This is a genomic window from Kitasatospora azatica KCTC 9699, assembly GCF_000744785.1.
In the GTDB taxonomy this organism is placed as follows: domain Bacteria; phylum Actinomycetota; class Actinomycetes; order Streptomycetales; family Streptomycetaceae; genus Kitasatospora; species Kitasatospora azatica.
On sequence record NZ_JQMO01000002.1, the window covers coordinates 1980869 to 2002723 of the forward strand.

At 74.2% G+C, this 21855-nt stretch carries 17 protein-coding genes; 4 read left to right on the top strand and 13 right to left on the bottom strand.

The window, feature by feature from the left end:
* Positions 1–111: 111 nt before the first annotated feature.
* The gene (locus tag BR98_RS09245; protein ID WP_035841639.1) at positions 112–1197 is read right to left on the bottom strand and encodes a prephenate dehydrogenase; all 1086 of its coding nucleotides are present in this window, start codon (positions 1195–1197) and stop codon (positions 112–114) included.
* 186 nt (positions 1198–1383) lie between these two features.
* Between BR98_RS09245 and BR98_RS09250 the strand changes: the two genes are divergently transcribed.
* Genes BR98_RS09250 through BR98_RS09260 form a run of 3 tightly spaced genes read left to right on the top strand, consistent with a single transcriptional unit; the run spans position 1384 to position 5556 of the window.
* Complete coding sequence (locus tag BR98_RS09250; protein WP_157537543.1) at positions 1384–3552, top strand: DUF4139 domain-containing protein; 2169 nt, start codon at positions 1384–1386, stop codon at positions 3550–3552.
* Between the two features lie 3 nt (positions 3553–3555).
* Positions 3556–5178 (top strand): DUF4139 domain-containing protein, encoded by a 1623-nt coding sequence (locus BR98_RS09255; protein ID WP_232247303.1) that lies wholly within the window; start codon positions 3556–3558, stop codon positions 5176–5178.
* Positions 5179–5193: 15 nt separating this feature from the next.
* A complete protein-coding gene (locus BR98_RS09260; RefSeq protein ID WP_035841641.1) occupies positions 5194–5556 on the top strand; it encodes a DUF952 domain-containing protein in 363 nt (120 codons plus the stop codon).
* 27 nt (positions 5557–5583) lie between these two features.
* Here BR98_RS09260 and BR98_RS09265 read toward each other — a convergent pair whose 3' ends face one another.
* The 11 genes from BR98_RS09265 to BR98_RS09310 form a co-directional block, all read right to left on the bottom strand.
* Positions 5584–6573 (bottom strand): helix-turn-helix domain-containing protein, encoded by a 990-nt coding sequence (locus BR98_RS09265; RefSeq protein ID WP_035843775.1) that lies wholly within the window; start codon positions 6571–6573, stop codon positions 5584–5586.
* 234 nt (positions 6574–6807) lie between these two features.
* A complete protein-coding gene (locus BR98_RS41940; protein ID WP_035841643.1) occupies positions 6808–8220 on the bottom strand; it encodes a pseudouridine synthase in 1413 nt (470 codons plus the stop codon).
* A gap of 57 nt (positions 8221–8277) precedes the next feature.
* Positions 8278–8835 carry an SMC-Scp complex subunit ScpB gene (gene scpB, locus BR98_RS09275; RefSeq protein ID WP_157537649.1) on the bottom strand — a complete coding sequence of 186 codons (558 nt, stop codon included), beginning with the start codon at positions 8833–8835 and terminating at the stop codon, positions 8278–8280.
* Positions 8836–9242: 407 nt separating this feature from the next.
* Positions 9243–10151 (bottom strand): segregation and condensation protein A, encoded by a 909-nt coding sequence (locus tag BR98_RS09280; RefSeq protein ID WP_051969494.1) that lies wholly within the window; start codon positions 10149–10151, stop codon positions 9243–9245.
* Positions 10152–10218: 67 nt separating this feature from the next.
* The gene (locus BR98_RS09285) at positions 10219–10731 is read right to left on the bottom strand and encodes a hypothetical protein (RefSeq protein ID WP_198042182.1); all 513 of its coding nucleotides are present in this window, start codon (positions 10729–10731) and stop codon (positions 10219–10221) included.
* A gap of 41 nt (positions 10732–10772) precedes the next feature.
* Positions 10773–11897 carry a ParA family protein gene (locus tag BR98_RS09290; RefSeq protein WP_051969640.1) on the bottom strand — a complete coding sequence of 375 codons (1125 nt, stop codon included), beginning with the start codon at positions 11895–11897 and terminating at the stop codon, positions 10773–10775.
* A 316-nt stretch (positions 11898–12213) separates the two neighbouring features.
* Complete coding sequence (gene ald, locus BR98_RS09295; protein ID WP_407639425.1) at positions 12214–13332, bottom strand: alanine dehydrogenase; 1119 nt, start codon at positions 13330–13332, stop codon at positions 12214–12216.
* A 298-nt stretch (positions 13333–13630) separates the two neighbouring features.
* Entirely contained in the window at positions 13631–14761 is a 1131-nt protein-coding gene (locus tag BR98_RS42505; protein WP_407639442.1) for a hypothetical protein, read from the bottom strand.
* A 173-nt stretch (positions 14762–14934) separates the two neighbouring features.
* A complete protein-coding gene (locus BR98_RS42510) occupies positions 14935–15423 on the bottom strand; it encodes an AAA family ATPase (protein ID WP_157537547.1) in 489 nt (162 codons plus the stop codon).
* Between the two features lie 145 nt (positions 15424–15568).
* A complete protein-coding gene (locus tag BR98_RS09305) occupies positions 15569–16195 on the bottom strand; it encodes an NUDIX domain-containing protein (RefSeq protein WP_035841648.1) in 627 nt (208 codons plus the stop codon).
* 117 nt (positions 16196–16312) lie between these two features.
* Entirely contained in the window at positions 16313–17947 is a 1635-nt protein-coding gene (locus BR98_RS09310; RefSeq protein WP_035843781.1) for a CTP synthase, read from the bottom strand.
* A gap of 611 nt (positions 17948–18558) precedes the next feature.
* On the opposite strand from BR98_RS09310, the gene BR98_RS09315 reads away from it, so the two are divergent.
* Positions 18559–20544 (top strand): glycoside hydrolase family 15 protein, encoded by a 1986-nt coding sequence (locus BR98_RS09315; protein ID WP_083976194.1) that lies wholly within the window; start codon positions 18559–18561, stop codon positions 20542–20544.
* A 91-nt stretch (positions 20545–20635) separates the two neighbouring features.
* Here BR98_RS09315 and BR98_RS09320 read toward each other — a convergent pair whose 3' ends face one another.
* On the bottom strand, positions 20636–21802 hold the full coding sequence (locus tag BR98_RS09320; protein WP_051969496.1) for a glycosyltransferase family 4 protein: 1167 nt from the start codon (positions 21800–21802) through the stop codon (positions 20636–20638).
* Between the last annotated feature and the right edge of the window lie 53 nt (positions 21803–21855).

The following is a 21855-nucleotide window of genomic DNA, read 5'->3' on the forward strand; positions in this document are numbered from 1 at the left end:
GAGATACACCAAGGTTAGACGACCGGCGACCCCGCACCGCCCGCTCGATTCCGCCCGCCCGATTCGCCTGCCCGGTTCCGCCCGCCCGATTCGGTCGCCCGCTGCGGTCGCTCAGTCCCGGACGTCCCAGCCGCGCTCGTGCAGGCTGGTCGTCAGCTGGTGAACCGCGCTCGGGGTGACCGAGAGCTGGACCAGGCCGACCTGGCGGCCGGCCGAGTGGTCGATCGCCACGTCCTCCACGTTGACCCCGGCGCGGGCGACCTCGCGGAACAGGCGGCCGAGTTCGCCGGGCTGGTCGCCGATCGCCACCACCACGGTCTCGTACCGGGTGGGGGGCGCGCCGTGCTTGCCGGGGATCCGGGCCTGGCCCAGGTTGCCGCGGCGCATCACGGCCTCGATGCCCTCGCTGCCCGCCTGGCGGGCCGCCGCGTCGCCGGTCTCCAGCGCGCGCAGCGCGGTCACCGTGCTCGTCAGGTCGCCGGCCAGCTCCTCCAGGATGTCGGCCACCACGCCGGCGTTGGCGGCCAGGATGTCCAGCCACATCCGCGGGTCCGAGGCGGCGATCCGGGTCACGTCGCGCACGCCCTGGCCGGCGAGGCGCACCGCCGTGTCGTCGGCGTGCTCCAGTCGGGCCGCGGCCAGTGAGGAGAGCAGCTGGGGGGCGTGCGAGACCAGCGCGACCGCGCGGTCGTGCGCGGCGGCGTCCATCACCACGGGCATCGCGCCGCAGAGCGCGACCAGCTCCAGTGCCGCGTTGAGCGTCTCGGTGTCGGTGTCGGAGGTGGGGGTGAGCACCCAGGGCCGGCCCTCGAAGAGGTCGGCGCGGGCGGCCAGCGGTCCGGACTGCTCGCGGCCCGCCATCGGGTGGCCGCCGATGTAGTGCGCGGTGTCCAGGCCGAGCGCGGTCACCTCGGCGCGCGGGCCGGACTTCACGCTGGCCACGTCGGTGTAGCAGCGGGCCAGGCCACGCCGCTGACAGTCCGCCAGCACCTTGCCGACCAGTGCGGGCGGGACCGCGACCACCGCCAGGTCGACCGGGCCGGGCGGCTCCTCGGTGCTGCCGGCGCCCAGCGAGGCGGCGGTGCGGGCGGCGTCCGGGTCGGCGTCCTCCAGATAGACCGTGATCCCCCGGGCGGACAGCGCGAGCGCGGCGGAGGTGCCGATCAGACCGGTGCCGACGACGGCGACAGTGCGCATGGCGGGGTGCTCTCCTGGGGGGTGGGACACGGTGTCTGGGCCCATCCTCCCGTACCCGCCGCGGCCCCGCTCCCTCGCCCCCGCCAACCCCGGGTCCGCGACAGCTGTCACCCCCACCAGGCAGACTGGGCCCCGCGAAGCGCGCAGCTCGACGCACGAGAGACGCACGAGAGGGGCACATCTCCTGTGACACTCCAGCCCGCAGACAGCCCGTCACCACCGGACTGGCCCACCACCCTGGACTCCGTGGTGGTGTACGCCGCCGGCGCGCTCTGCCACCGCCTCGCCACCGGCCGGCTGCCCGCGAGCACCACGGACGGCACGGACGGCACGGACGGCACGGACGGCACGGACGGCACGGACGGCACGGACGGCACGGACGGCACGGATGGCACGAACACCGCGAGTGAAACCGCGAGCACCGCTGTCCCCGTCCAGCTGCGGCTGACCGGCCTGCCCCGTGCTCTTGACGCGGCGAGCCTGCGCGCCACCCTGCCGGCCGGCCCGCCCGGCTGGCGGATCACCGAGGTCCGGCCGGCCCCCGAGGCCGAGGTCCGCAGCCCGGACGAGCTGCCCGAGCTGCGCCGCCTGCTCACCGAGGCCCAGCAGAAGACCGCCGCGCTGCGCCTGTGGGGGGACGTGCTGGCGGCCCGCGTCGAGCAGACCGCCGCACTGCGCGCCGTCCCGCCGAAGGCGTCCCGCGAGACGCCGCACCGCCGCGCGCCCGCCGACGCGCTGCTCGCGCTCGCCGAGTTCGTTGCTGCCCGGCTGACCGCGCTGCACGCCGAGGCCGAGGAGCTGCGCGAGCGCCTGCAACTGGCCGAGCACGAGGAGGAGCTGCTGATCGACCAGCTGGAGCGGGCGTCCACGGCGCAGGCGGCGGCGCCGGTCGAGACCGCCTTCGTCGCCCTGGTCACCCTCACCCCGGACGATCCCGGGCAGGCCCGCCCCAGCGCCCCGGTCACCGTCGAGCTGGAGTACCGCGTCCCGGGCGCCCGCTGGGTGCCCAGCTACCGGCTGGACCACCGCCCGGGCGCCGGCACGGGCACCCTGACGCTGCGCGCGGCCGTGGCCCAGCGCACCGGCGAGGACTGGACCGACGTCCGGCTCACGCTCTCCACGGCCGATCTGCACCGCCCGGCCGAGGTTCCCCGGCTGCGCTCGCTGCGGATCGGCCGCCGGCAGCCGGCGCCGGCTCCGTCGGGCTGGCGCGAGCCGCCGAGCGGCCTGGGCGAGCTCTTCGCGGACTACGACCGGGTGACCCCGCCGCTCCGCGCGATGGGTCCGCTGGTGGTGGCGGCCGCCGGACCGGCGCCGCAGGTCGCGATGAGCCGGCGGATGGCCTACGGAGCCGCGCCCGCCGTCGGCGGCGCCCCTCCCGCGCCCGCCGGCCCAGGGGCCCCCGTGGCCCCTGGCGCCCCCGGTTCTTTCGGTTCCGCCGACGACGGAGGTCGCCAGCCGATGCGCGCCATGGCCGCCCCCGCACCCGCCGGTGCCTTCGCCAGCGCCCCGCCGCCACCCCCGCCCCCGCCCGCTCCCCCGGCCCCCGCCGCCGACCTGCTCGACTACGCCGGCCTCACCCTCGCCGGCCCGACCGCCCCAGCGGCGCAGCGCGGCCGACTGCACCCGACCCCGGCCCGCCACCGCGCGCTGGGCACCCCGGACACCGCGCCGCTGCCCCCGCACGCCGTGCTCCCCCGCCACTCGGCCGGCTCCTTCGACCAGCGCTACGACGCCGCCGCCCGGGTCGACCTGCCCTCCGACGGCGCCTGGCACACCGTCAGCCTGACCGAGCTGCCGGTCGGCCTCACCCCCGAGTACGTCTGCGTGCCCGCCGTCGACCCGGCCGTCTACGCGACCCTGCTGCTGGCCAACGACTCCGCGCACGCGCTGCTGGCCGGCCCGCTGGAGGTCACGGCCGACGGCACCTTCCTGCTCAGCACCGCGCTGCCGACACTGGCCCCGGGCGCCACCCGCCGGATCGGCCTGGGCGTCGCGGAGAGCGTGCGCGCCACCCGGCGGACCGAGACCCAGGAGTCCACCGCCGGGCTGCGCGGCTCCACCACCGTGGTCACCGAGCGGATCCACGTCGAGCTGGCCAACCGCCTGCCGCACCCGGTCACGGTCGAGGTCCGCGAGCGGATCCCGGTCACCGGCGAGCGGGACATCCGGGTCGAGGACCAGCCCGGCACGCCCGCCTGGTCGGCCCCCGCCGCCCCGTCGCTCCAGCACCCGCGCGGCACCCGCTGCTGGCGCGTCGACCTGGCACCCGGCGGCACGGCCGTGCTGAGCGGCGGCTACGAGATCCGGTTCCCGGCCGGCCAGGCCCTGACCGGCGGCAACCGAAGGAGCTGAGCCATGACGTCCACGCCCATGCCCACGTCCGCAGCCACGTCCGCAGCCGCACCGGTGCCCGAGCCGATCCCGCTGCCCGTCACCGCCGCCACCTGCCTGGAGGACCGCGCCCACCTGGAGCGCACCGCCACCCTGACCCTCGCCCCGGGCACCCAGCGGCTGCGGCTGGGCCCGGTCACCCCGCTCGCGGTCGACCACACCGTGCGCGCCGAGCTGGCCGACCCGGCCGCCCGGGTGCTGGACGCCCGGCTGAGCCGCAGCTGGACCCCACCCGCGCCGGGCCCGCCCACCGCCGAGGACTCCGCGCTGCGGCACCGCCTGCACGAGCTGCGAGCCGCCCTGCGCACCGGCGCCGCCGAGCAGCAGCGCCTCACCGCCCGGCTCGCCCTGCTGGAGCAGCTCGCCGCCGAGCTGCTGCGCGAGATCGCCGAGGGCACCGGCCACGACGAGGCCGAGCCGGTCCGCTGGTCGCGCGAGCTGGAGCGGGTGGAGGCGGAGCAGGACACCCACGGCGAGCGGCTGCGCGCCCTGCGCGCCGAACTGGCCGAGCTGACCGCCCAGGAGCGCCAGGCCACGGCCGCACTGGACGAGTCCGAGGCCGCCGAGCCCGCGCTGCTCGCCTACCTCGACCTCACCGTCCACGCCGAGCAGGCTGCGAGCACCCGGCTGACGGTGCGCCATCTGACGCCCTGTGCGCTCTGGCGCCCCGCCTACCGCGCTCGTTACGGCGCCGGCGAGCTGCGCCTGGAGTCGGACGCCGTGGTCTGGCAGGCCACCGGCGAGGACTGGTCCGGGGTCCGGCTCACCCTCTCCACCGCCCGCTCCGCACTGGCCACCGAGCCGCCGCTGCTGCACGAGGACCGCCTGACGCTGCGTGAGCTCTCCGCCGAGGAGCGGCGCACGGTGGAGGTCGAGCTGCGCGAGGAGGAGATCAGCACCCTCGGTCCGGACAGCCCGACGCCCTGGTCGACCGAGCTGCCCGGGGTGGACGACGGGGGCGAGGTGCGGGTGCTGACCGCCACCGCCCCGGCCACCGTGCCCGGGGACGGGCGGGCGCACCGGGTCCCGCTCGGCGCCTTCGCGGTGCCCGCCACTGCCGAGCGGACGGCTGCGCCGGAGCTGTCCCCGCTGGTCAGCGAGGTGGTGACGTTCCGGAATGCGGCCGCCCATCCGCTGCTGGCCGGGCCGGTGGAGCTGGTCCGGGGCAGCGGCTTCGTCGGCCGGGGCGAGCTGCGGTTCACCGCGGCCGGGGCGGTGGCCGAGCTGGCCTTCGCCGGCGCCGACGACTACCGCCTGGTCCGCGAGGTCGAGGAGTCCCGGGGCAGCACCGGCCTGCCGGGGCTCGGCCAGCGCAGCGTGCTGACCACGACGGTGCGGGTGCACGTCTCGCGGCTCTCCCCGCCGGGCGAGACCGGGGAGCAGCTGGTCACCCTGCGGGAGCGGATCCCGGTCTCCGAGGTCTCCGCCGTCGAGGTCCGGCTGCGCGAGGAGGCCTGCGACCCGCGCCCGCAGTCGGTGGACGCCGAAGGGGTGGTCCGGTGGGAGCTTCCGCTCGCCCCGAGCGCCCGGCGGACCGTCACCCTGGTCTACGAGGTCGCCGCCTCCACCAAAGTCGCGGGGCTGTAGGGGTACAACAGACCTATGATCCTGCATCTCGCGCCCCTGGACGACTGGCTCCGCGATCCCGGCCGGCCGTACAGCGCCACCTCGCTGCTGACGGACGGCTTCATCCACTGCTCCCCGGACGAGCCCACCGCGTTGGCTGTCGCGAACCTGTTCTTCCCCAAGACGCCGGATCCGCTGATGGCCCTGCTGATCGAGGAGGACTTGGTGGATCCGATGGTCCGTTGGGAGGCCCCGACCGGGGACCGCCCGCCCGGTACCGCCCCTGACGTGCTCTTCCCGCACATCTACGGCCGGCTCAACCGCAACGCGGTGGTCGGCCTGGAGAAGCTGGAGCGCGGCTCGAGCGGGCGCTGGTCCAGGTTCACCCCCTGGAGCTGACGGCGCTGAGGCCGCCGCCGGCGGGCGCTACAGCCAGCCGCGCTCGCGGGCGGCCATGCCCGCCTGGAAGCGGGTGGTGGCACCCAGCTCGCGCATCAGCGCCTGCAGCCGCCGCTGGGTGGTGCGGGCGCTCCAGCCGAGCGAGCGGGCGATCGACTCGTCGGTGAGGCCGGCCGCGAGCAGGCCGAGCAGCTTGCGCTGGTCGGCCTCCGGCTCGCGCAGGCCCGGCTCGGTGCCGAGTGCGGCCTGCAGCGGCACGGCCCGGTCCCACTCGGCCTCGAAGAGCCCGTCCAGTGCCTGCAGCAGCGCGGACGGGTGGATCACGTAGGCGGCGTCCAGCACGCTGTCGCCGGCGCTGATCGGGATCACCGCCATCCGGTCGTCCGACATGATCATCTTCATCGGGAGGGTGGTCCGCACCCGGGCCTCCTCGCCGTCCGCCGCGCCGACCAGGATCTCGTTCTCCAGCCGGCCCGGCCAGGCCACCGCCTCGCGGTCGTAGACGGTGCGGAACCGCACCCCCTCCTTGAGCTTGCGGCGCAGCCTGGTCAGGTAGGAGGCGGCGTCCTGCACGTCCTGCACGTAGGGCGGGCAGTCGAAGCCGCGGACCTGCTGCACGCTGGTGTCCTGCAGGTACTCGATCCGCTGCGAGATCGCCTCGCCCCCGGTCAGCACCTCCACCGAGCGGGCCGGGTCGGTGAACCGGGAGGCCTCGCGGAAGGCGTCCATCAGCCGGTGCATCTCGGCCCTGGCGCTGCGCAGTTCGGCCTCGCGGTGGCCGATCAGGGTGCCGATCGCGACATCGGGGGCCACCGCCAGGTACCGGTCGCGCTCCACCGGAGCCCGGGTCGCCATGCCCTGCTGGGCCAGCCGGTGCAGTGCCTTGTCGCCCTGCGACACGCTGAGGCCGCACCGCTCGGCCAGCTCCGCCGCGGTGGACTGCGGGGCGGCCACCAGCGCGGCATAGACCTGGCCGTCGGGCTCGGAGAGCCCGAGCGCGCTGAAAGCGTCGAGCATGACGCCCCCTCCCCCGGGTGGCGGTTTCACGCCAAATGGAAAGTGATGTTTTCGTGGCCATCTTCTGCCACGAGCGAGCCCGTTGACAAGCCTGTCCAGGTCAACGGCGACCGGAGCGTTGTACAGACAGCTCTCCGGACAGCGCCGAGGGCCGCGCACTTCACGTGCACGGCCCTCGGCTGGGCGGTCCCTACTGCGGCGGGACCTCTGCGGGACTGGTGGGACGGGCGGGCCTTACAGGCCGACCTCACGCATCAGCTGACCGACCTCGGGGTTGGTCAGGCGGCGCAGCCAGCCCGACTTCTGGTCGCCGAGCGCGATCGGGCCGAAGTGGGTGCGGACCAGCTTCTCCACCGGGAAGCCCGCCTCGGCGAGCATCCGGCGCACGATGTGCTTGCGGCCCTCGTGCAGGGTGACCTCGACCAGGTAGTTCTTGCCGACGTTGGAGACCACCTTGAAGCTGTCGGCGCGGGCGAAGCCGTCCTCCAGCTCGATGCCCTGGGCCAGCTGCTTGCCCAGGTCACGCGGGATCGGGCCCTGGATCGCGGCCAGGTAGGTCTTGGTCACGCCGTACCGCGGGTGGGTCAGCCGGTGGGCCAGCTCGCCGTGGTTGGTGAGCAGGATGATGCCCTCGGTCTCGGTGTCGAGGCGGCCCACGTGGAACAGCCGGGTCTCCCGGTTGGTCACGTAGTCGCCCAGGCACTGGCGGCCGTCCGGGTCCTCCATGGTGGAGACCACGCCGGCCGGCTTGTTGAGCGCGAAGAACAGGTAGGACTGGGTGGCCACGGTGAGGCCGTCCACCTTGATCTCGTCGCTCTCGGGGTCGACCCGCTTGCCCTGCTCGGTCACCCGGACGCCGTTGACCTCGACCCGACCCTGCTCGATCAGCTCCTCGCAGGCCCGCCGGCTGCCCATGCCGGCCCGGGCCAGCACCTTCTGCAGGCGCTCGCCCTCGGGCTCGCCGAAGGTCTTGGGCAGCTTCACGGCCGGCTTGTCGTGCCGGGCCAGCACCGCGTCCTCGATCTTGGCCTGCAGCTCGCGCGAACGCTGCGGCTGGCGGCGCGGGTCGCCCGGGGCACCCTGGCCCTCACGGCGCGGGCGCGGAGCCGGGCCGGGGCGGCGGGCGGTGTAGCTGTTGCGGCTGGGCGTGGCGTTGGGGCCGCCGCCGAACTCGGGACGGTCGTAGCGACGCTCCTCCGGGCGCAGCGGACGGTCGGGGTACTGACGACGGTCGTCACGGCGGTCGTCACGGCGGTCGTCCCGACGGCTGTCGCGACGGTCGTCACGGCCGCCGCTGTAGGAGCCGCCGCTACCACCGGTGCTGCGGCCACCGCCGTAGGACCCGCCACCGCTGCGGCCACCACCACCGCCGCCGTAGGAGCCGCTGCCACCGCTGCTGCGGCCGCCGCTGCCACCGCCGTAGGAGCCGCCACCACCACCGCTGCGGCCGCCGCCACCGCCTCCGTACGAGCCGCCACCACCGGTGCTGCGGCCACCGCCGCCACCGCCGTAGGACCCGCCGCCGCTGCGGCCGCCGCCACCGCCGCCTCCGTACGAGCCGCCGCCGCTGCCACCACGCTGCCCACCGCGGCTGCCACCGCCACCGCCGCCGCTGTTCCTGCCGTTACCGCTACCGCTGCTACGCATCAAATGTCCGTACGTCGTCGTTGTTCGTGGGAAGTGCGGGTGTCGTGCCGGCCGACCTCACTGCACTTCCCGTGCGCTCGCGGCGGCCACCGCGTCCGCGACAGCGCTGCCTTCGAGGGACTCCGCTTCCACGTCGTCGACCTCGGGCAGGAAGGGCGCCAGCTCCGGCAGCTCGTCCAAGCCGCGAAGCCCCATCCGTTCCAGGAAGTAGTTCGTCGTCCGATACAGGATCGCACCTGTTTCGGGCTCGGACCCGGTCTCTTCCACCAGTCCTCGCTGTACCAGGGTACGCATCACGCCGTCACAGTTCACACCGCGTACCGCCGAGACCCGGGATCTGGACACCGGTTGCCGGTAGGCGACCACCGCAAGGGTCTCCAACGCGGCCTGGGTGAGCCGGGCCTGCTGGCCGTCCAGCACGAACCGGTCGACGGCGGGGGCGCAGGCGGCGCGGCTGTAGTACCGCCAGCCGCCGGCCACCAGGCGCAGCTCGAAGCCGCGGCCCTGGGCGGTGTACTCGGCGGCCAACTCCCGCAGCGCGTCGGCCACCTCGGCCCGCGGGTGCCCGAGCACGTCGGCGAGCCGGGCCTCGGCGATCGGCTCGTCGGCGACCATCAGCACCGCCTCCAGCCCGGGCCTGAGCGCCACCTCGGGCTCGGCGGGCGCCTCGGCCGCCGGCCCGCTCCCGCTCTGCTCCGCGATCCCCGGGGCCTGCGCTCCCGCGGCCCCGGCACCGGCCCCCAGGCCGCTCTCGCCGCCCTGGCCGGGGACCAGGCCGCCGCGGTCGCGCTCCACCGGCTGCGGTGCCTTCCTGGCCCGCGGAGGGCGGGTGGGGGCAGCAGCAGCGGCAGGCGCGGGTACGGCAGCGGGAGCGGCCTCCTCGAGCCCCTCGGGCTCCACCCACTCGTCCGCGCCCGCCACCGCCTCCTCGTCCGGGTAGGCGGGTTCCAGCCACTCCTCGGCGCGCGGCTGTCCGGGCAGGCCCAGGGTGCGCCGGCGAGGGGTGTTCGATGAATCCGCGCTCACTGCTGTTCCTCCTCGCCCTGTGACTCGCCCTGTGACGCGCCGCGCAGCTCGCTGTGCGACTCGCTCTGCGCCTCACTCGCCGACTCGCCCGGTGGTCGGTCGAACTCGTCGGTCACCTCGATCACCGTCCGGTCGGCCTCCGCCACCCAGCGGACCGTCAGCTCGCCGAGCGCCTCCGGCTGCTCGAAGGCGAGCGCCCGTTCCCGGTAGAGCTCCAGCAGCGCCAGGAAGCGGGCGACCACCACCAGGGTGTCCCCGGCGTCGGCGACCAGGGCGGCGAACCGCGCCTCCCCGTGCTCCGCCAGGTACGCCGCCACCAGCGCGGCCTGCTCCCGCACGCTCACCGGTGGGGTGTGGATGTGGTCCACGTACACCACCGGCTTCGGCTTGGGCGTCATCGCCTTCGCCGCCAGCTGCGCGAACCGCTCCGGTCCGACGTGGATGACCACCTCGGGCAGCAGCTCGGCGTGCTGCGGCTCCAGGCCCACGGTGCGCGGCCGGCGCAGCGCCTCGCTCGCCCAGCGCTGCTCGAAGACGGCGGCCACCCGCTTGTACGCCCGGTACTGCAGCAGCCGGGCGAAGAGCAGGTCACGGGCCTCCAGCAGGGCGAGGTCCTCCTCGTCCTCCACCTCGGCGGCGGGCAGCAGCCGGGCGGCCTTGAGGTCCAGCAGGGTGGCCGCGACCACCAGGAACTCGGTGGCCTGGTCGAGGTCCCAGTCCGGGCCCATCGCCCGGATGTACGCCATGAACTCGTCGGTGACCTGGGACAGCGCCACCTCGGTGACGTCCAGCTTGTGCTTGGCGATCAGCCCGAGCAGCAGGTCGAAGGGACCCTCGAAGTTGGCCAGCCGCAGCTGGAAGGTGCTGCGCGGCGGGCTGGCGGCGGGCTGGGAGGTACTGGACATCGCAGTCCATCTTCACACGCACCGGCTCCGGGCCGGCCGCGCACGCGCTCAGTGACCGCACATGCGCTCAGCGGTTGCGCAACCGCCGGACCAGGATGCTGGCCTCGCCGCGCTGCTCCAGGTCGGCCAGCACCACCGCGATCGCCTCCCGGACCACCCGGCCGCGGTCCACCGCGAGGCCGTGCTCGCCGCGCAGCACCAGCCGCGCGTGCTCCAGGTCCATCAGCTCCTCGGCGGAGACGTACACGGTGATCTTCTCGTCGTGCCGCTCGCGCCCGCTGGGCCGGCGCGGCGCCCGGCCGCGGGGCCGCCGTCGGACGGTGCCGTCCGCGCCCGGCTGCTGGTCCTCCGGGCCGCCCGGAGCGGGCACTGCGGGCCGGGGCGCGGTGGCCCCGCCGTCCGCCGGGCGGCCACCGGGCACCCGGGGTGCCCGCTGTCCGGGCGCGCCGGCCGCCGCAGCGGTGCCGGGAGCGCCGTTCGCACCCGAGGGAGCGTCAGCCGAGGGAGCGTCAGGCTGCTGCGCACCGCCGTCCGCCGGCTCGGCGGTGGAGCGGCTGGCCAGGGAGGGCGAGAGCGCCATCCCCCCGGTGGTGCGGAACAGTTCGTCGGCGCCCGGGAGGCTCACTCGACGGGGCGGCACCGGTCGAGCACCTCCCTGGCGAGCTGGCGGTAGGCGGCGGCGCCGACCGAGTTGGTCGCGTACGTGGTGATCGGCTCACCGGCCACGGTGGTCTCCGGGAACCTGACGGTCCGTCCGATGACGGTGTGGAAGACGTGGTCGCCGAAGGCCTCGACCACCCGGGCCAGCACCTCGCGGCTGTGCACGGTGCGCGAGTCGTACATGGTGGCCAGGATGCCGTCGAGGCGCAGGTCGGGGTTGAGCCGCTCGCAGACCTTCTCGATCGTCTCGGTGAGCAGCGCGACTCCGCGCAGCGCGAAGAACTCGCACTCCAGCGGCACGATCACGCTGTGAGCGGCCGTCAGGGCACTGACCGTCAGCAGGCCCAGCGAGGGCTGGCAGTCGATGATGACGAAGTCGTAGTCCGGCAGCAGCGGCTTGAGCGCGCGGGCCAGCGCCGACTCCCGGGCCACCTCGCTGACCAGCTGCACCTCGGCGGCCGACAGGTCGATGTTGGAGGGCAGCAGGTCCATGCCGGGCACGGCGGTCTTGAGCAGCACCTCATCGGCCGTCAGGCCCCGCTCCATGAGCAGGTTGTAGACCGTGACGTCCAGCTCCATCGGGTTGACCCCGAGGCCGACCGAGAGGGCGCCCTGCGGGTCGAAGTCGACCAGCAGCACCCGGCGGCCGTACTCGGCCAGCGCGGCGCCCAGGTTGATGGTGGAGGTGGTCTTGCCCACCCCGCCCTTCTGGTTGCACATCGCGATGATCTGCGCGGGGCCGTGCTCGGCCAGCGGCGCGGGGATCGGGAAGTACGGCAGCGGGCGGCCCGTGGGGCCGATCCGCTCACGTCGCTGACGTGCTGCATCGGGGGCCAAGGTGGCGGCGTACTCCGGATCGGGTTCGTACTCGGCGTCCGGGTCGTCGTAGGAGCCGTACGGGAACTCGGCGTAGCCGAGGCCCTGTGCGGACAGGTCCGCGTCGTAAATGGCGTGACCGGCGGTCGCGGCGGCGGCCTGGCGGGCCTCGAAGGTCCGGACGGCTACCGTGCCGATCTCGCTCGCACCGACGGTGGAATGTGCGGCCCCGGTGTCGTCGGTCGGCTGTCCGGAGACGCGCTCCGCCAGTCCTGGCTGACCACCCCCGGGAGCAAATGTCGACTCATTCACAAGTCGTCTTACCTCCTTGGGCATCCAGGGCATTATGTCGATTCGTCAGCCTGACACCATGCCGACGGTTTGCGACTCTAGGCCGTTCCGGGCGTTCGCAGCAACACAATCCACGGTAGTGGGCCCGATGTGTCGGCTGTCCGACCGGGTTCTGTCAAGGGGTGGCGAGGGGGCGGGTGACTCGACCGGCACGGTATTGACGCACGCCGAGGCCCCCGGCCGGCGTGAGCCGACCAGGGGCCTCGGGCAGTGCTTCCGACTGCCTGGCGGAGCGTCAGGCGAGCACGCTCTCCAGCGAGATGGCGGGCAGGCCGAAGGCCTCGGCGACCGCACCGTAGGTGATCTGGCCCTCGTGCACGTTCAGGCCCTTGGCCAGCGCGGCGTCGCGGCGCAGCGCCTCCTTCCACCCGCGGTTCGCCAGTTCGACGACGTACGGCAGGGTGGCGTTGGTCAGCGCGTAGGTGGAGGTGTTCGGGACGGCGCCCGGCATGTTGGCCACGCAGTAGAAGACCGAGTTGTGGACCTGGAAGGTCGGCTCGGCGTGCGTGGTCGGACGGGAGTCCTCGAAGCAGCCGCCCTGGTCGATCGCGATGTCGACGAGCACGGAGCCCGGCTTCATCCGGGAGACCAGCTCGTTGGTGACGAGCTTGGGGGCCTTGGCGCCCGGGATCAGCACGGCGCCGATCACCAGGTCGGCGTCCAGCACGGCCTTCTCCAGCTCGAAGCTGTTGGACATGATGGCCTTGATCTTCGTGCCGAAGATCTTGTCGGCCTCGCGCAGCTTGTTGATGTCGCGGTCCAGCAGGGTGACCTCGTAGCCCATGCCGATCGCGATGGTGGCCGCGTGCCAGCCGGAGACGCCACCGCCGATGACGACGGCCTTGGCCGGGTGGGTGCCGGGCACGCCGCCGGGCAGCACGCCACGGCCGCCGGCCGGGCGCATCAGGTGGTACGAGCCGACCTGCGGGGCCAGCCGGCCCGCGACCTCGGACATCGGGGCGAGCAGCGGCAGCGCGCCGTTGGCGGTCTGCACGGTCTCGTAGGCGATCGCGGTGGTGCCGGAGGCGACCAGCGCGTCGGTGCCGGCCCGGTCGGCCGCCAGGTGCAGGTAGGTGAAGAGGGTCTGGCCCTTGCGCAGGCGGTGGTACTCCTGCGCGATCGGCTCCTTGACCTTCAGCAGCAGGTCGGCGGTGGCCCACACCTCGTCGGCGGTGGGGAGGATGGTGGCACCGGCGGCCACGTACTCCTCGTTCGGGATGGAGGAGCCGATGCCGGCGCCGTCCTCGATGTAGACCTCGTGGCCGTTGCGGACCAGCTCATGCACGCCGGCCGGCGTGATGGCCACGCGGTACTCGTGGTTCTTGACCTCGCGGGGGATGCCGACCTTGGTCACGGTTAAACACGTCCCTCTTGCCATGGGAGTCCCAACCGGGGGAAGACCGGCGGGTGCCTTGCGCGGGCATGCCTCCGGCCTGGACACGGCCTTGCCGGGGCGCGCTGCACTGCGCGACTAAGTCGAGTGTAATGAAGCCCAGCACATCCGTCAGCCTTCCAAAGTGACTAAATCTGCTGGACTCATTGGCAGATTCGTAGGCTTGCCTCGGAGCGTTCCTGGCAAAGCGGCTCAGGACGGGCAAATCTCCCATACACCCCAGGGGATACCGCAAGTACGCCTGTGGGCCACTGCGCGTTCAACTGCCCAGCCGCTCCAGGGCGGTGCCGACGGCCGCGATCCCGCGCTCGTCGCCGAGCCGGCGCAGCAGTGCCAGCGCCGTGCGGTACTCCCGTCCGGCCTCCTCGAAACGGCGCTGGGCGGCATGCGCCTCGCCGATCCGGACCAGCAGCCTGGCCTGGGCGGCGGGCTCGTCCAGGCTCCGCCGCAGGGCCAACGCCCGACCGTACGCGTCGGCAGCGCGCACCGGGTCGCCGAGCGCTCGCCGGCACTCTGCCACGCCCTCCAACGCGCGGGCCGCGGCGGGCTCGTCCAGCGGATCGCGGGTGTGCGCGAGGGCTACCCGGTAGTGCTCGGCGGCCGCCGCCCACTGGCCGGCGGCGGCCCGCAGCTCGGCCAGGTTGAGCAGCGCGGCCGCCGCGCGGCGCGGGGCGCCCTGGCGTTCGGCCAGCGCCAGCACCGCGCGGTGCAGCCGGTAGGCGTCGGCGGGCGACAGACCGTCGGCGGCGGCCAGTGGCAGGGTGCGCAGCAGGGCGCCGACCAGTCGGCCGGCCGAGCCGTCCAGGTCGCCGCCGGCGATCGCCTGCTCGGCGGCGTCCAGCAGCAGCTCGCGCTCCTCGCGCAGCCAGTGCCCGGCCTGCGCGGCGGAGCGCAGCCGCAGCGGCCCGGGCAGCGGGTCGGGGCCCGGGACGGTGCGGTCGAGCAGTGCCCGGGCCGAGTCCACCAGGCGGACCAGCCGTTCAAGGAGCCGGGCCCGGGCCAACTGCAGCTCGCCGGGACGGTCCAGCCGCTCGCGCAGTGCCGTCAGTTCGGCGGAGAACCGGCCGGGGACCCGGTAGCGCGGGGTGCCGTCGGCGGCCGGCTCCTCCTCGTCCAGCAGCTCGCACTCGGCCAGCGCGCGCAGTGCGGCGGCGGCCTCCGGCGCCGGAGCGCCGGCCAGCGCGGAGGCGGTGCGCAGGTCGAGCCGGCCGGCGGGGGCCAGGGTGAGCATCCGCAGCAGCCGGGCCTGGGCGACCGGCAGCGCGGCGTACCGCAGGCTCAGCGCGGCGGCCAGCGGCTCGCTGCCCGACCGCGCCCGGGCCGCCTCGCGCAGTGCGCCGGCGGCCTCGGGCACCGCCGCCTTGGGACGGGACCGCAGCCAGCCGGCCATCAGCCGCAGCGGCGCCGGACGCCCGGCGCAGGCCTCGGCCAACTCGGCGGCGCCCACCGGGTCGCAGCTGACCCGGGTGCCGCCGACCAGACCGGTGAGCAGCTCGACGGCGGCCGCCTCGTCCAGTCCGCGCAGGATCACCGGGTCCACCGGGAAGCGCTCGGCCAGCGCGGTCAGCGGCCCGGCGGTGACGGCCACCACCAGGCAGCGCGGTTCGGCGGGCAGCAGCGGGCGCAGGTGGTCGGCGTCGGGGACGTCGTCGAGCAGCAGCAGGGTGGCGCGGCCGGTGAGCGCGGCGCGCAGGTCGGCGCAGGCCGGATCCTCGGCCTGCGGCCCGTCCGGCGGCAGCGCGCGGGTGTCCAGGCCGAGCAGCGCGAGCAGGCGGCGGGCGACGGCGCCGGGGGCGTCGGGGGTGCCGTCGGGGCGGCCAGGTGGGTGGCGAGCACCTGGTGCTCGGCGGACAGGGTGCGGGCGAAGCAGCGGGCCAGCGCGGTCCGGCCGGAGCCCGGGCGCCCGGCCACCACCAGGACCCGGCAGGCCGGGCCGGCGGGCCGGGCCGCCTGGGCCCGCAGCGCGGCCAGCTCGGCGGTCCGCCCGGCGAACGGTTCGGGGCACGGCGGCAGCCCTGCCACCGGCCCCTCGGCAGCCGGGCGTGCGTCCATCGTCGCCGTCTTCCTCGCCACCAGCGCCACTCCCGACCAGTCGCCCACGGTCCCGTCTGCGAAGCGTAGTTCGCATTGGCGATCAGGCCGAGAGGACACCGGTATGACCAGGTGCCCAATCACTCACCCGGCGGCACTGCCTGATCTACCCGGCGGTGAAGGGGCGGGCCGGCCAGGGGGAGTCGGCGGGGCGCAGCGCGTCCGGGCCGGGGCCGGTGAGGGCGGCGTGCAGGGCCAGCGTGCCGGTGACCAGGGTGGGGTTGTGCAGCTCCCCGGCCAGCACCAGCGCGACCAGCTCGTCCAGCGGCACCCGCGCCGTCTCGATCTCCAGCTCCTCGCCACCGGCCTCGTAGCGCTCGCCCTCGGCCTCGGCCAGGTCGGTGGCGAGGAAGAGCCGCAGCGCCTCGTCGGTCCCGCCGGGCGAGGTGTAGAAGTCGACCAGCACCCGCCACTCGCCCGCCTTGCAGTGCGCCTCCTCGTAGAGCTCGCGCTGCGCGGCGTGCAGCGGGTTCTCGCCCGGCACGTCCAGCAGGCCGGCCGGCAGCTCCCACAGCCGCTGGCGCACCGGGTGCCGGTACTGGCGCACCAGCAGCACCCGCTGCTGCTGGTCCAGCGCCAGTACCGCCACCGAGCCGGGGTGGGTCTGGTAGTCCCGGCGGGCGTAGCTGCCGTCCGGCATCAGCACCTCGTCGGTGCGCACGCCGGTGACCTTGCCCTGGAACGGCTGCGAGCTGGACCGGACGGTCCACTCCTCGGCGATGTCCGTGATCATGAGACCCACTCCCCAGTCGACCTTCTCGTCAATGCGACACAATCTAACGCCGAACGGCGGCCGCCCGCGCAGTCGAGACATCGCTGCACGGGCGGCCGCCGTTCGGAGAACGACGTCCTACTGACCGTCAGTCTTGATCTTGATGGCTGCGGCCACCAGCCCGGCGAAGAGCGGGTGCGGGCGGGTCGGACGGGACTTCAGCTCCGGGTGCGCCTGGGTGGCCACCAGGTACGGGTGCACCTCGCGCGGGTACTCGACGTACTCGACGAGGTCGCCCTTGGGGGACAGACCGGAGAACTGCAGGCCGGTCTTCTCCAGGTCGGCGCGGTAGGAGTTGTTGACCTCGTAGCGGTGGCGGTGGCGTTCCTCGACGTACGGTTCGCCGCCGTAGACCTCGCGCACGATCGAGCCCTCGGCGAGCTTGGCCGGGTACAGGCCCAGGCGCATGGTGCCGCCCAGGTCGCCCTTGCCGTCCACGATCGCGAGCTGCTCGGCCATCGTGGAGATCACCGGGTGCTTGGCGGCCGGCTCGAACTCGGTGGAGTTCGCCTCCGCCAGCCCCGCCAGCGAACGCGCCGCCTCGATTACCACGCACTGCAGGCCCAGGCACAGGCCCAGCAGCGGCACCTTGTTCTCGCGGGCGTAGGTGATCGCCGCGACCTTGCCGGTCACACCGCGGTCGCCGAAACCGCCGGGGATGCAGATCGCGTCGACGTCGCCGAGCTGCTCACGCGCGCCCTCGGGGGTCTCGCAGTCGTCCGAGGTCACCCACTTGATCTCGACCCGGGCGTTGTTGGCGAAGCCGCCGGCCCGCAGCGCCTCGGTCACCGAGAGGTAGGCGTCCGGCAGGTCGATGTACTTGCCGACCAGCGCGACCTTCACGATGTGCTGGGGCTCGTGGACCCGGCGCAGCAGGTCGTCCCAGCTGGTCCAGTCCACGTCGCGGAACGGCAGGTCCAGGCGGCGCACCACGTAGGCGTCCAGGCCCTCGCCGTGCAGCACCTTGGGGATGTCGTAGATCGACTTGGCGTCGATGGCCGCGACCACGGCCTCCTCGTCCACGTCGCACATCAGCGAGATCTTGCGCTTGATCGCCTGCGGCACCTCGCGGTCGGCGCGCAGCACGATGGCGTCCGGCTGGATGCCGATGTTGCGCAGCGCGGCCACCGAGTGCTGGGTCGGCTTGGTCTTCAGCTCGCCCGAGGGGCCGATGTACGGCAGCAGCGAGACGTGCACGAAGAAGACGTTGTCCCGGCCGACCTCGTGGCGCACCTGGCGCACGGCCTCCAGGAACGGCAGCGACTCGATGTCGCCGACGGTGCCGCCGACCTCGGTGATCACCACGTCCACGTCCTCGGTCGCCATCCGGCGGATCCGGGACTTGATCTCGTTGGTGATGTGCGGGATGACCTGGACCGTGTCGCCCAGGTACTCGCCGCGGCGCTCCTTGGCGATGACGGTCGAGTACACCTGGCCGGTGGTGACGTTGGCCGAGCCGTGCAGGTTGGTGTCCAGGAACCGCTCGTAGTGGCCGATGTCCAGGTCCGTCTCCGCGCCGTCGTCGGTGACGAACACCTCGCCGTGCTGGAACGGGTTCATGGTGCCCGGGTCCACGTTCAGGTACGGGTCGAGCTTCTGCATCGTCACCCGCAGACCACGGGCCTTCAGCAGCGCACCGAGGCTCGAGGCGGTGAGCCCCTTGCCGAGCGATGAGGCGACACCCCCGGTGACGAAGAGGTGCTTGGTCGTCACGGCGCGGCTGTTCGCCGCCTTGCCGGAATGGGGCTGTGCCAAGAGGGGGCTCCCGTGGGTCGCATGTCGAGGATGACGCTGGTGGAGTGCGGGCGCGCCGCTGGCGGAACCCTCGGAAAACCGGGGTCGTCAGTCAGCGGGTCCGGGGCGGTTGATCCCACCAGTCCACGGGGTACCAGGGTATCAGCGAGGTGGACGGCACGCGTTCGCGCGCCTCCGCACTGACCCGCCCGGGTGATCCGACCCCCGGATGGGGGGTCCGTTCGAGCGGGGGGCGATGACCCGGAATGATCACCGCCGGATCCCCCGTTCAACTGCGCCGCTCACCCAGTCGGGCTACTTTCGCCCACCGCGCCTGAGCAGACGGCGGTACCTGATCGTTTCCGGGTGCTCAGCCCAGCCCCGTCGTCGTATCCTGCACGGACGCATCGCCGACAGCAGAGCACGCCGAGGACGAGGGGTCCGGACGACACCTCTTGGTCCCCGATGCGCGACCGGACTCCCCCGCTCCACCCGTTCTCCCCCAGCGCCCGCGTGACCCCCCGGCCCGCAGTCCCCTGCTCTCGCTCAGGTCGGCGACCGCCGAGCACTACCGCGAACTGGAGATTCACGTGGCCGGCCGTATCGAGGACTACGCACTTATCGGGGACATGCAGACCGCTGCCCTGGTCAGCAGAGACGGGGCTGTGGACTGGCTCTGCCTGCCCCGATTCGACTCCCCCGCCGTCTTCGCCGGCCTGCTGGGCACCGATGAACACGGCTTCTGGCGGATCGGCCCCGCCGAGATCGCCCCGGCCGGGCCGGCCCCGACGGCCCCCGCGCCGCGTGCGCCCTTCACCGATACGGGTGATCTCAAGGTGGTGCCGAGCAGTGCCGCCGCGCCCGCCGTGCCGGCCGACCGGCGCCGTTACCGGGGCGACACGCTGATCCTGGAGCAGGAGTGGGACACCGAGCACGGCGGCCGGGTGCGGGTCACCGACTTCATGCCGCCGCGGCACCTGAGCGATCAGGCGCCGGTGCCGCAGATGATCCGGATCGTCGAGGGCCTGGCCGGCCGGGTGCGGATGCGCTCGGCGCTGCGGATGCGGTTCAGCTACGGGAAGATCGTCCCCTGGGTCCACCGGGTGGAGCAGCAGGGCGGCGGGCACCGCACGGTCGCGGTGGCCGGCCCCGACTCGGTCTGGCTGGACGGTGAGGCCGAGACCTACGGACACCACCTCACCACCTACGCGGACTTCACCGTCGAGGCCGGCGAGCGGGTCACCTTCGCGCTCACCTGGCAGGCCTCCCACCTGCCGCCGCCGGAGGTCCCCGACCCGGAGGCCTCGCTCGCGCTGACCGAGGAGTTCTGGCTCGAGTGGGTCGCCCAGTGCACCTACCAGGGCCCCTACCGGGACGCCGTGGTCCGCTCGCTGATCACCCTCAAGGGGCTCACCTACGCGCCCACCGGCGGCATCGTCGCCGCCCCCACCACCTCGCTGCCCGAGGACATCGGCGGTGAGCGCAACTGGGACTACCGCTACACCTGGCTGCGGGACGCCGCGATCACCCTCTCCTCGCTGCTGCGCACCGGCTACCGGGAGGAGGCCCGGGCCTGGCGCGAGTGGCTGCTGCGCGCGGTCGCCGGCGACCCGGAGAACCTGCAGATCATGTACTCGATCACCGGCCAGCGCGAGCTGACCGAGACCCACCTGGACTGGCTGCCCGGCTACGAGGGCTCGGCCCCGGTGCGGGTCGGCAACGGCGCGGCCGGCCAACTCCAGCTGGACGTCTACGGCGAGGTGGTCGAGGCGCTGTACCTGGCCCAGATGACCGGCCTGTCCCGCAACGACCACGCCCACCTGCTGCAGCTGCGCCTGATCAGCTACCTGGAGGAGCACTGGAAGGCCCCCGACGAGGGGATCTGGGAGGTGCGCGGGCCGCGCCGGCACTTCGTCCACTCCAAGGTGATGGCCTGGGTCGCGGTGGACCGCACCATCAAGCTGATCGAGCAGACCGAGGCCGAGGGCCCGCTGGAGCGCTGGAAGGCGCTGCGCGACGAGATCCACGCGGACGTCTGCGAGAAGGGCTACGACGCCGACCGCAACACCTTCACCCAGTACTACGGCGGCCACGAGCTGGACGCCTCGCTGCTGCTGATCCCGCAGGTCGGGTTCCTGCCGCCGGACGACAAGCGGGTGATCGGCACCATCGAGGCGATCCAGCGCGAGCTGTCCACCGAGGACGGGTTCGTGCTGCGCTACCCGACGCACGACGACCACGGCAACAACGTCGACGGGCTGTCCGGACACGAGGGCGCCTTCCTGGCCTGCTCGTTCTGGCTGGCCGACGACCTGGCGATGATCGGGCGGGTGGCCGAGGCCCGGCAGCTGTTCGAGAAGCTGCTGGCGCTCCGCAACGACCTGGGGCTGCTCGCCGAGGAGTGGGACCCGCGGCTCAAGCGGCAGGTCGGCAACTTCCCGCAGGCGTTCAGCCACGTGCCGCTGATCGACACCGCGCTGCGGCTGACCGCCTGTGGGGCGGCCTACCTGGCCCCGCAGGTCCAGCACCCGGCCGGGCAGCCGGGGCCGGTGGTCAGCCAGCCCGCTCCGGCCTAGGCCGGACGAGCCCTGGGCCGGACGAGCCCTGGGCCGGACGAGCCCTGGGCCGGACGGGTCCTGGGCCGGACGGGTCCTGGGCCGGACACGCCTAACGGTTGGTCAGCTCGTCGTAGGTGCTGAGCACCTGCGCCACGGTGGCGGCCTCGTCCGGCCAGGTCTCGGCCTGGACGGGGCCGGCCTTGACCAGCGCCGCGCGCCGCTCGGGGTCGGCCAGCAGCTCGCGCACCGCCCGGCCCAGGGCCGCCGGGTCACCCCCGGGCACCAGCACGGCGGCGTCGCCGACCAGCTCGGGGATGCCGCCGACCGCCGTGGCGACCAGCGGCACGCCGGCCCGCAGCGCCTCCTGGGCGACCGCCGAGCGGGCCTCCCAGCGGCTGCTGATCACCACCGCGTCGGCGGCCGCCAGCAGCCCGGGCACATCGGTGCGGTGGCCCAGCAGGCGCACCGGGAGCTGCTCGGCGGCGATCCGCTCGCGCAGTTCGGCGGCCTCCGGGCCGTCCCCGGCGAGCAGCACCAGCGGCGCCGGGTCGAGGCCGGCCAGCTCCCGGGAGGCGTCGAGCAGCTGGCCGAAGCCCTTGTGCGGGACCAGTCGGCCGATCGCCAGCACCAGGGGCCGGTCCGCCTCCTCGGGCCCGAGCAGCGCGGCCCGGGCCTCGGCCCGGTCGACGGCGGCGGTGGCCAGCGGCGGGGCGGCCACCGGGCCGAGCCGGGCGTCGGTGGCGCCCAGTTCACGGGCCCGGGCCACCAGGTCGGAGGAGGCGCCGAGCACCAGGTCGGCGGCCCGCGCCACCCGACGCTCCATCAGCCGCTGCAGCCGCCGCTCCAGGCCGGTGGCCAGCAGCGCGTGATGGAAGGTCACCACCAGCGGGGTCTCCGGGCGCAGTCCGGGCAGCCGGCCCGCGGTGCGCAGGGCCAGGTCGGAGAGCAGCCCGGCCCGCAGGCCGTGCGCGTGCACCAGGTCGGCACCGGTGAACGCCCGGCGCAGCTCGCCGATCGCGGTGGCGTCGCTGCGGGCGCCCGAGGTCGGGGTGATCTCCACCGGGTGGAAGACCGCCCCGGTGCGGGAGAAGGCGAAGAGCGCGTCGGACTCGGCCGGGGCGCACAGCGTCACCTTCACGCCGTGCGCGGTCAGGCCGCGCGCGAGCGAACGCACATGGGCGCCGATCCCGCCGCTGCCTGCCGCCTGCACCAGCACCACGTGCAGCTGGCCCGATTCCGGGCCGACCGCGCTGCCCCGGGCGGAGGAATGGTCCACGTCGTCTCGCTCCGACTCGATCTGCCTGCTACTGACAAAATTGGCCGCTACCG

What these genes read in the sequence shown, in the direction of transcription:
- BR98_RS09245 (WP_035841639.1), bottom strand. Translation starts at nt 1,197, where the DNA reads ATGCGCACTGTCGCCGTCGTCGGCACCGGTCTGATCGGCACCTCCGCC.
- BR98_RS09255 (WP_232247303.1), top strand. Translation starts at nt 3,556, where the DNA reads ATGACGTCCACGCCCATGCCCACGTCCGCAGCCACGTCCGCAGCCGCA.
- BR98_RS09260 (WP_035841641.1), top strand. Translation starts at nt 5,194, where the DNA reads ATGATCCTGCATCTCGCGCCCCTGGACGACTGGCTCCGCGATCCCGGC.
- BR98_RS09265 (WP_035843775.1), bottom strand. Translation starts at nt 6,573, where the DNA reads ATGCTCGACGCTTTCAGCGCGCTCGGGCTCTCCGAGCCCGACGGCCAG.
- BR98_RS41940 (WP_035841643.1), bottom strand. Translation starts at nt 8,220, where the DNA reads ATGCGTAGCAGCGGTAGCGGTAACGGCAGGAACAGCGGCGGCGGTGGC.
- scpB (WP_157537649.1), bottom strand. Translation starts at nt 8,835, where the DNA reads ATGGTCGCCGACGAGCCGATCGCCGAGGCCCGGCTCGCCGACGTGCTC.
- BR98_RS09280 (WP_051969494.1), bottom strand. Translation starts at nt 10,151, where the DNA reads ATGTCCAGTACCTCCCAGCCCGCCGCCAGCCCGCCGCGCAGCACCTTC.
- BR98_RS09285 (WP_198042182.1), bottom strand. Translation starts at nt 10,731, where the DNA reads ATGGCGCTCTCGCCCTCCCTGGCCAGCCGCTCCACCGCCGAGCCGGCG.
- BR98_RS42505 (WP_407639442.1), bottom strand. Translation starts at nt 14,761, where the DNA reads ATGGCCGGCTGGCTGCGGTCCCGTCCCAAGGCGGCGGTGCCCGAGGCC.
- BR98_RS42510 (WP_157537547.1), bottom strand. Translation starts at nt 15,423, where the DNA reads ATGGACGCACGCCCGGCTGCCGAGGGGCCGGTGGCAGGGCTGCCGCCG.
- BR98_RS09305 (WP_035841648.1), bottom strand. Translation starts at nt 16,195, where the DNA reads ATGATCACGGACATCGCCGAGGAGTGGACCGTCCGGTCCAGCTCGCAG.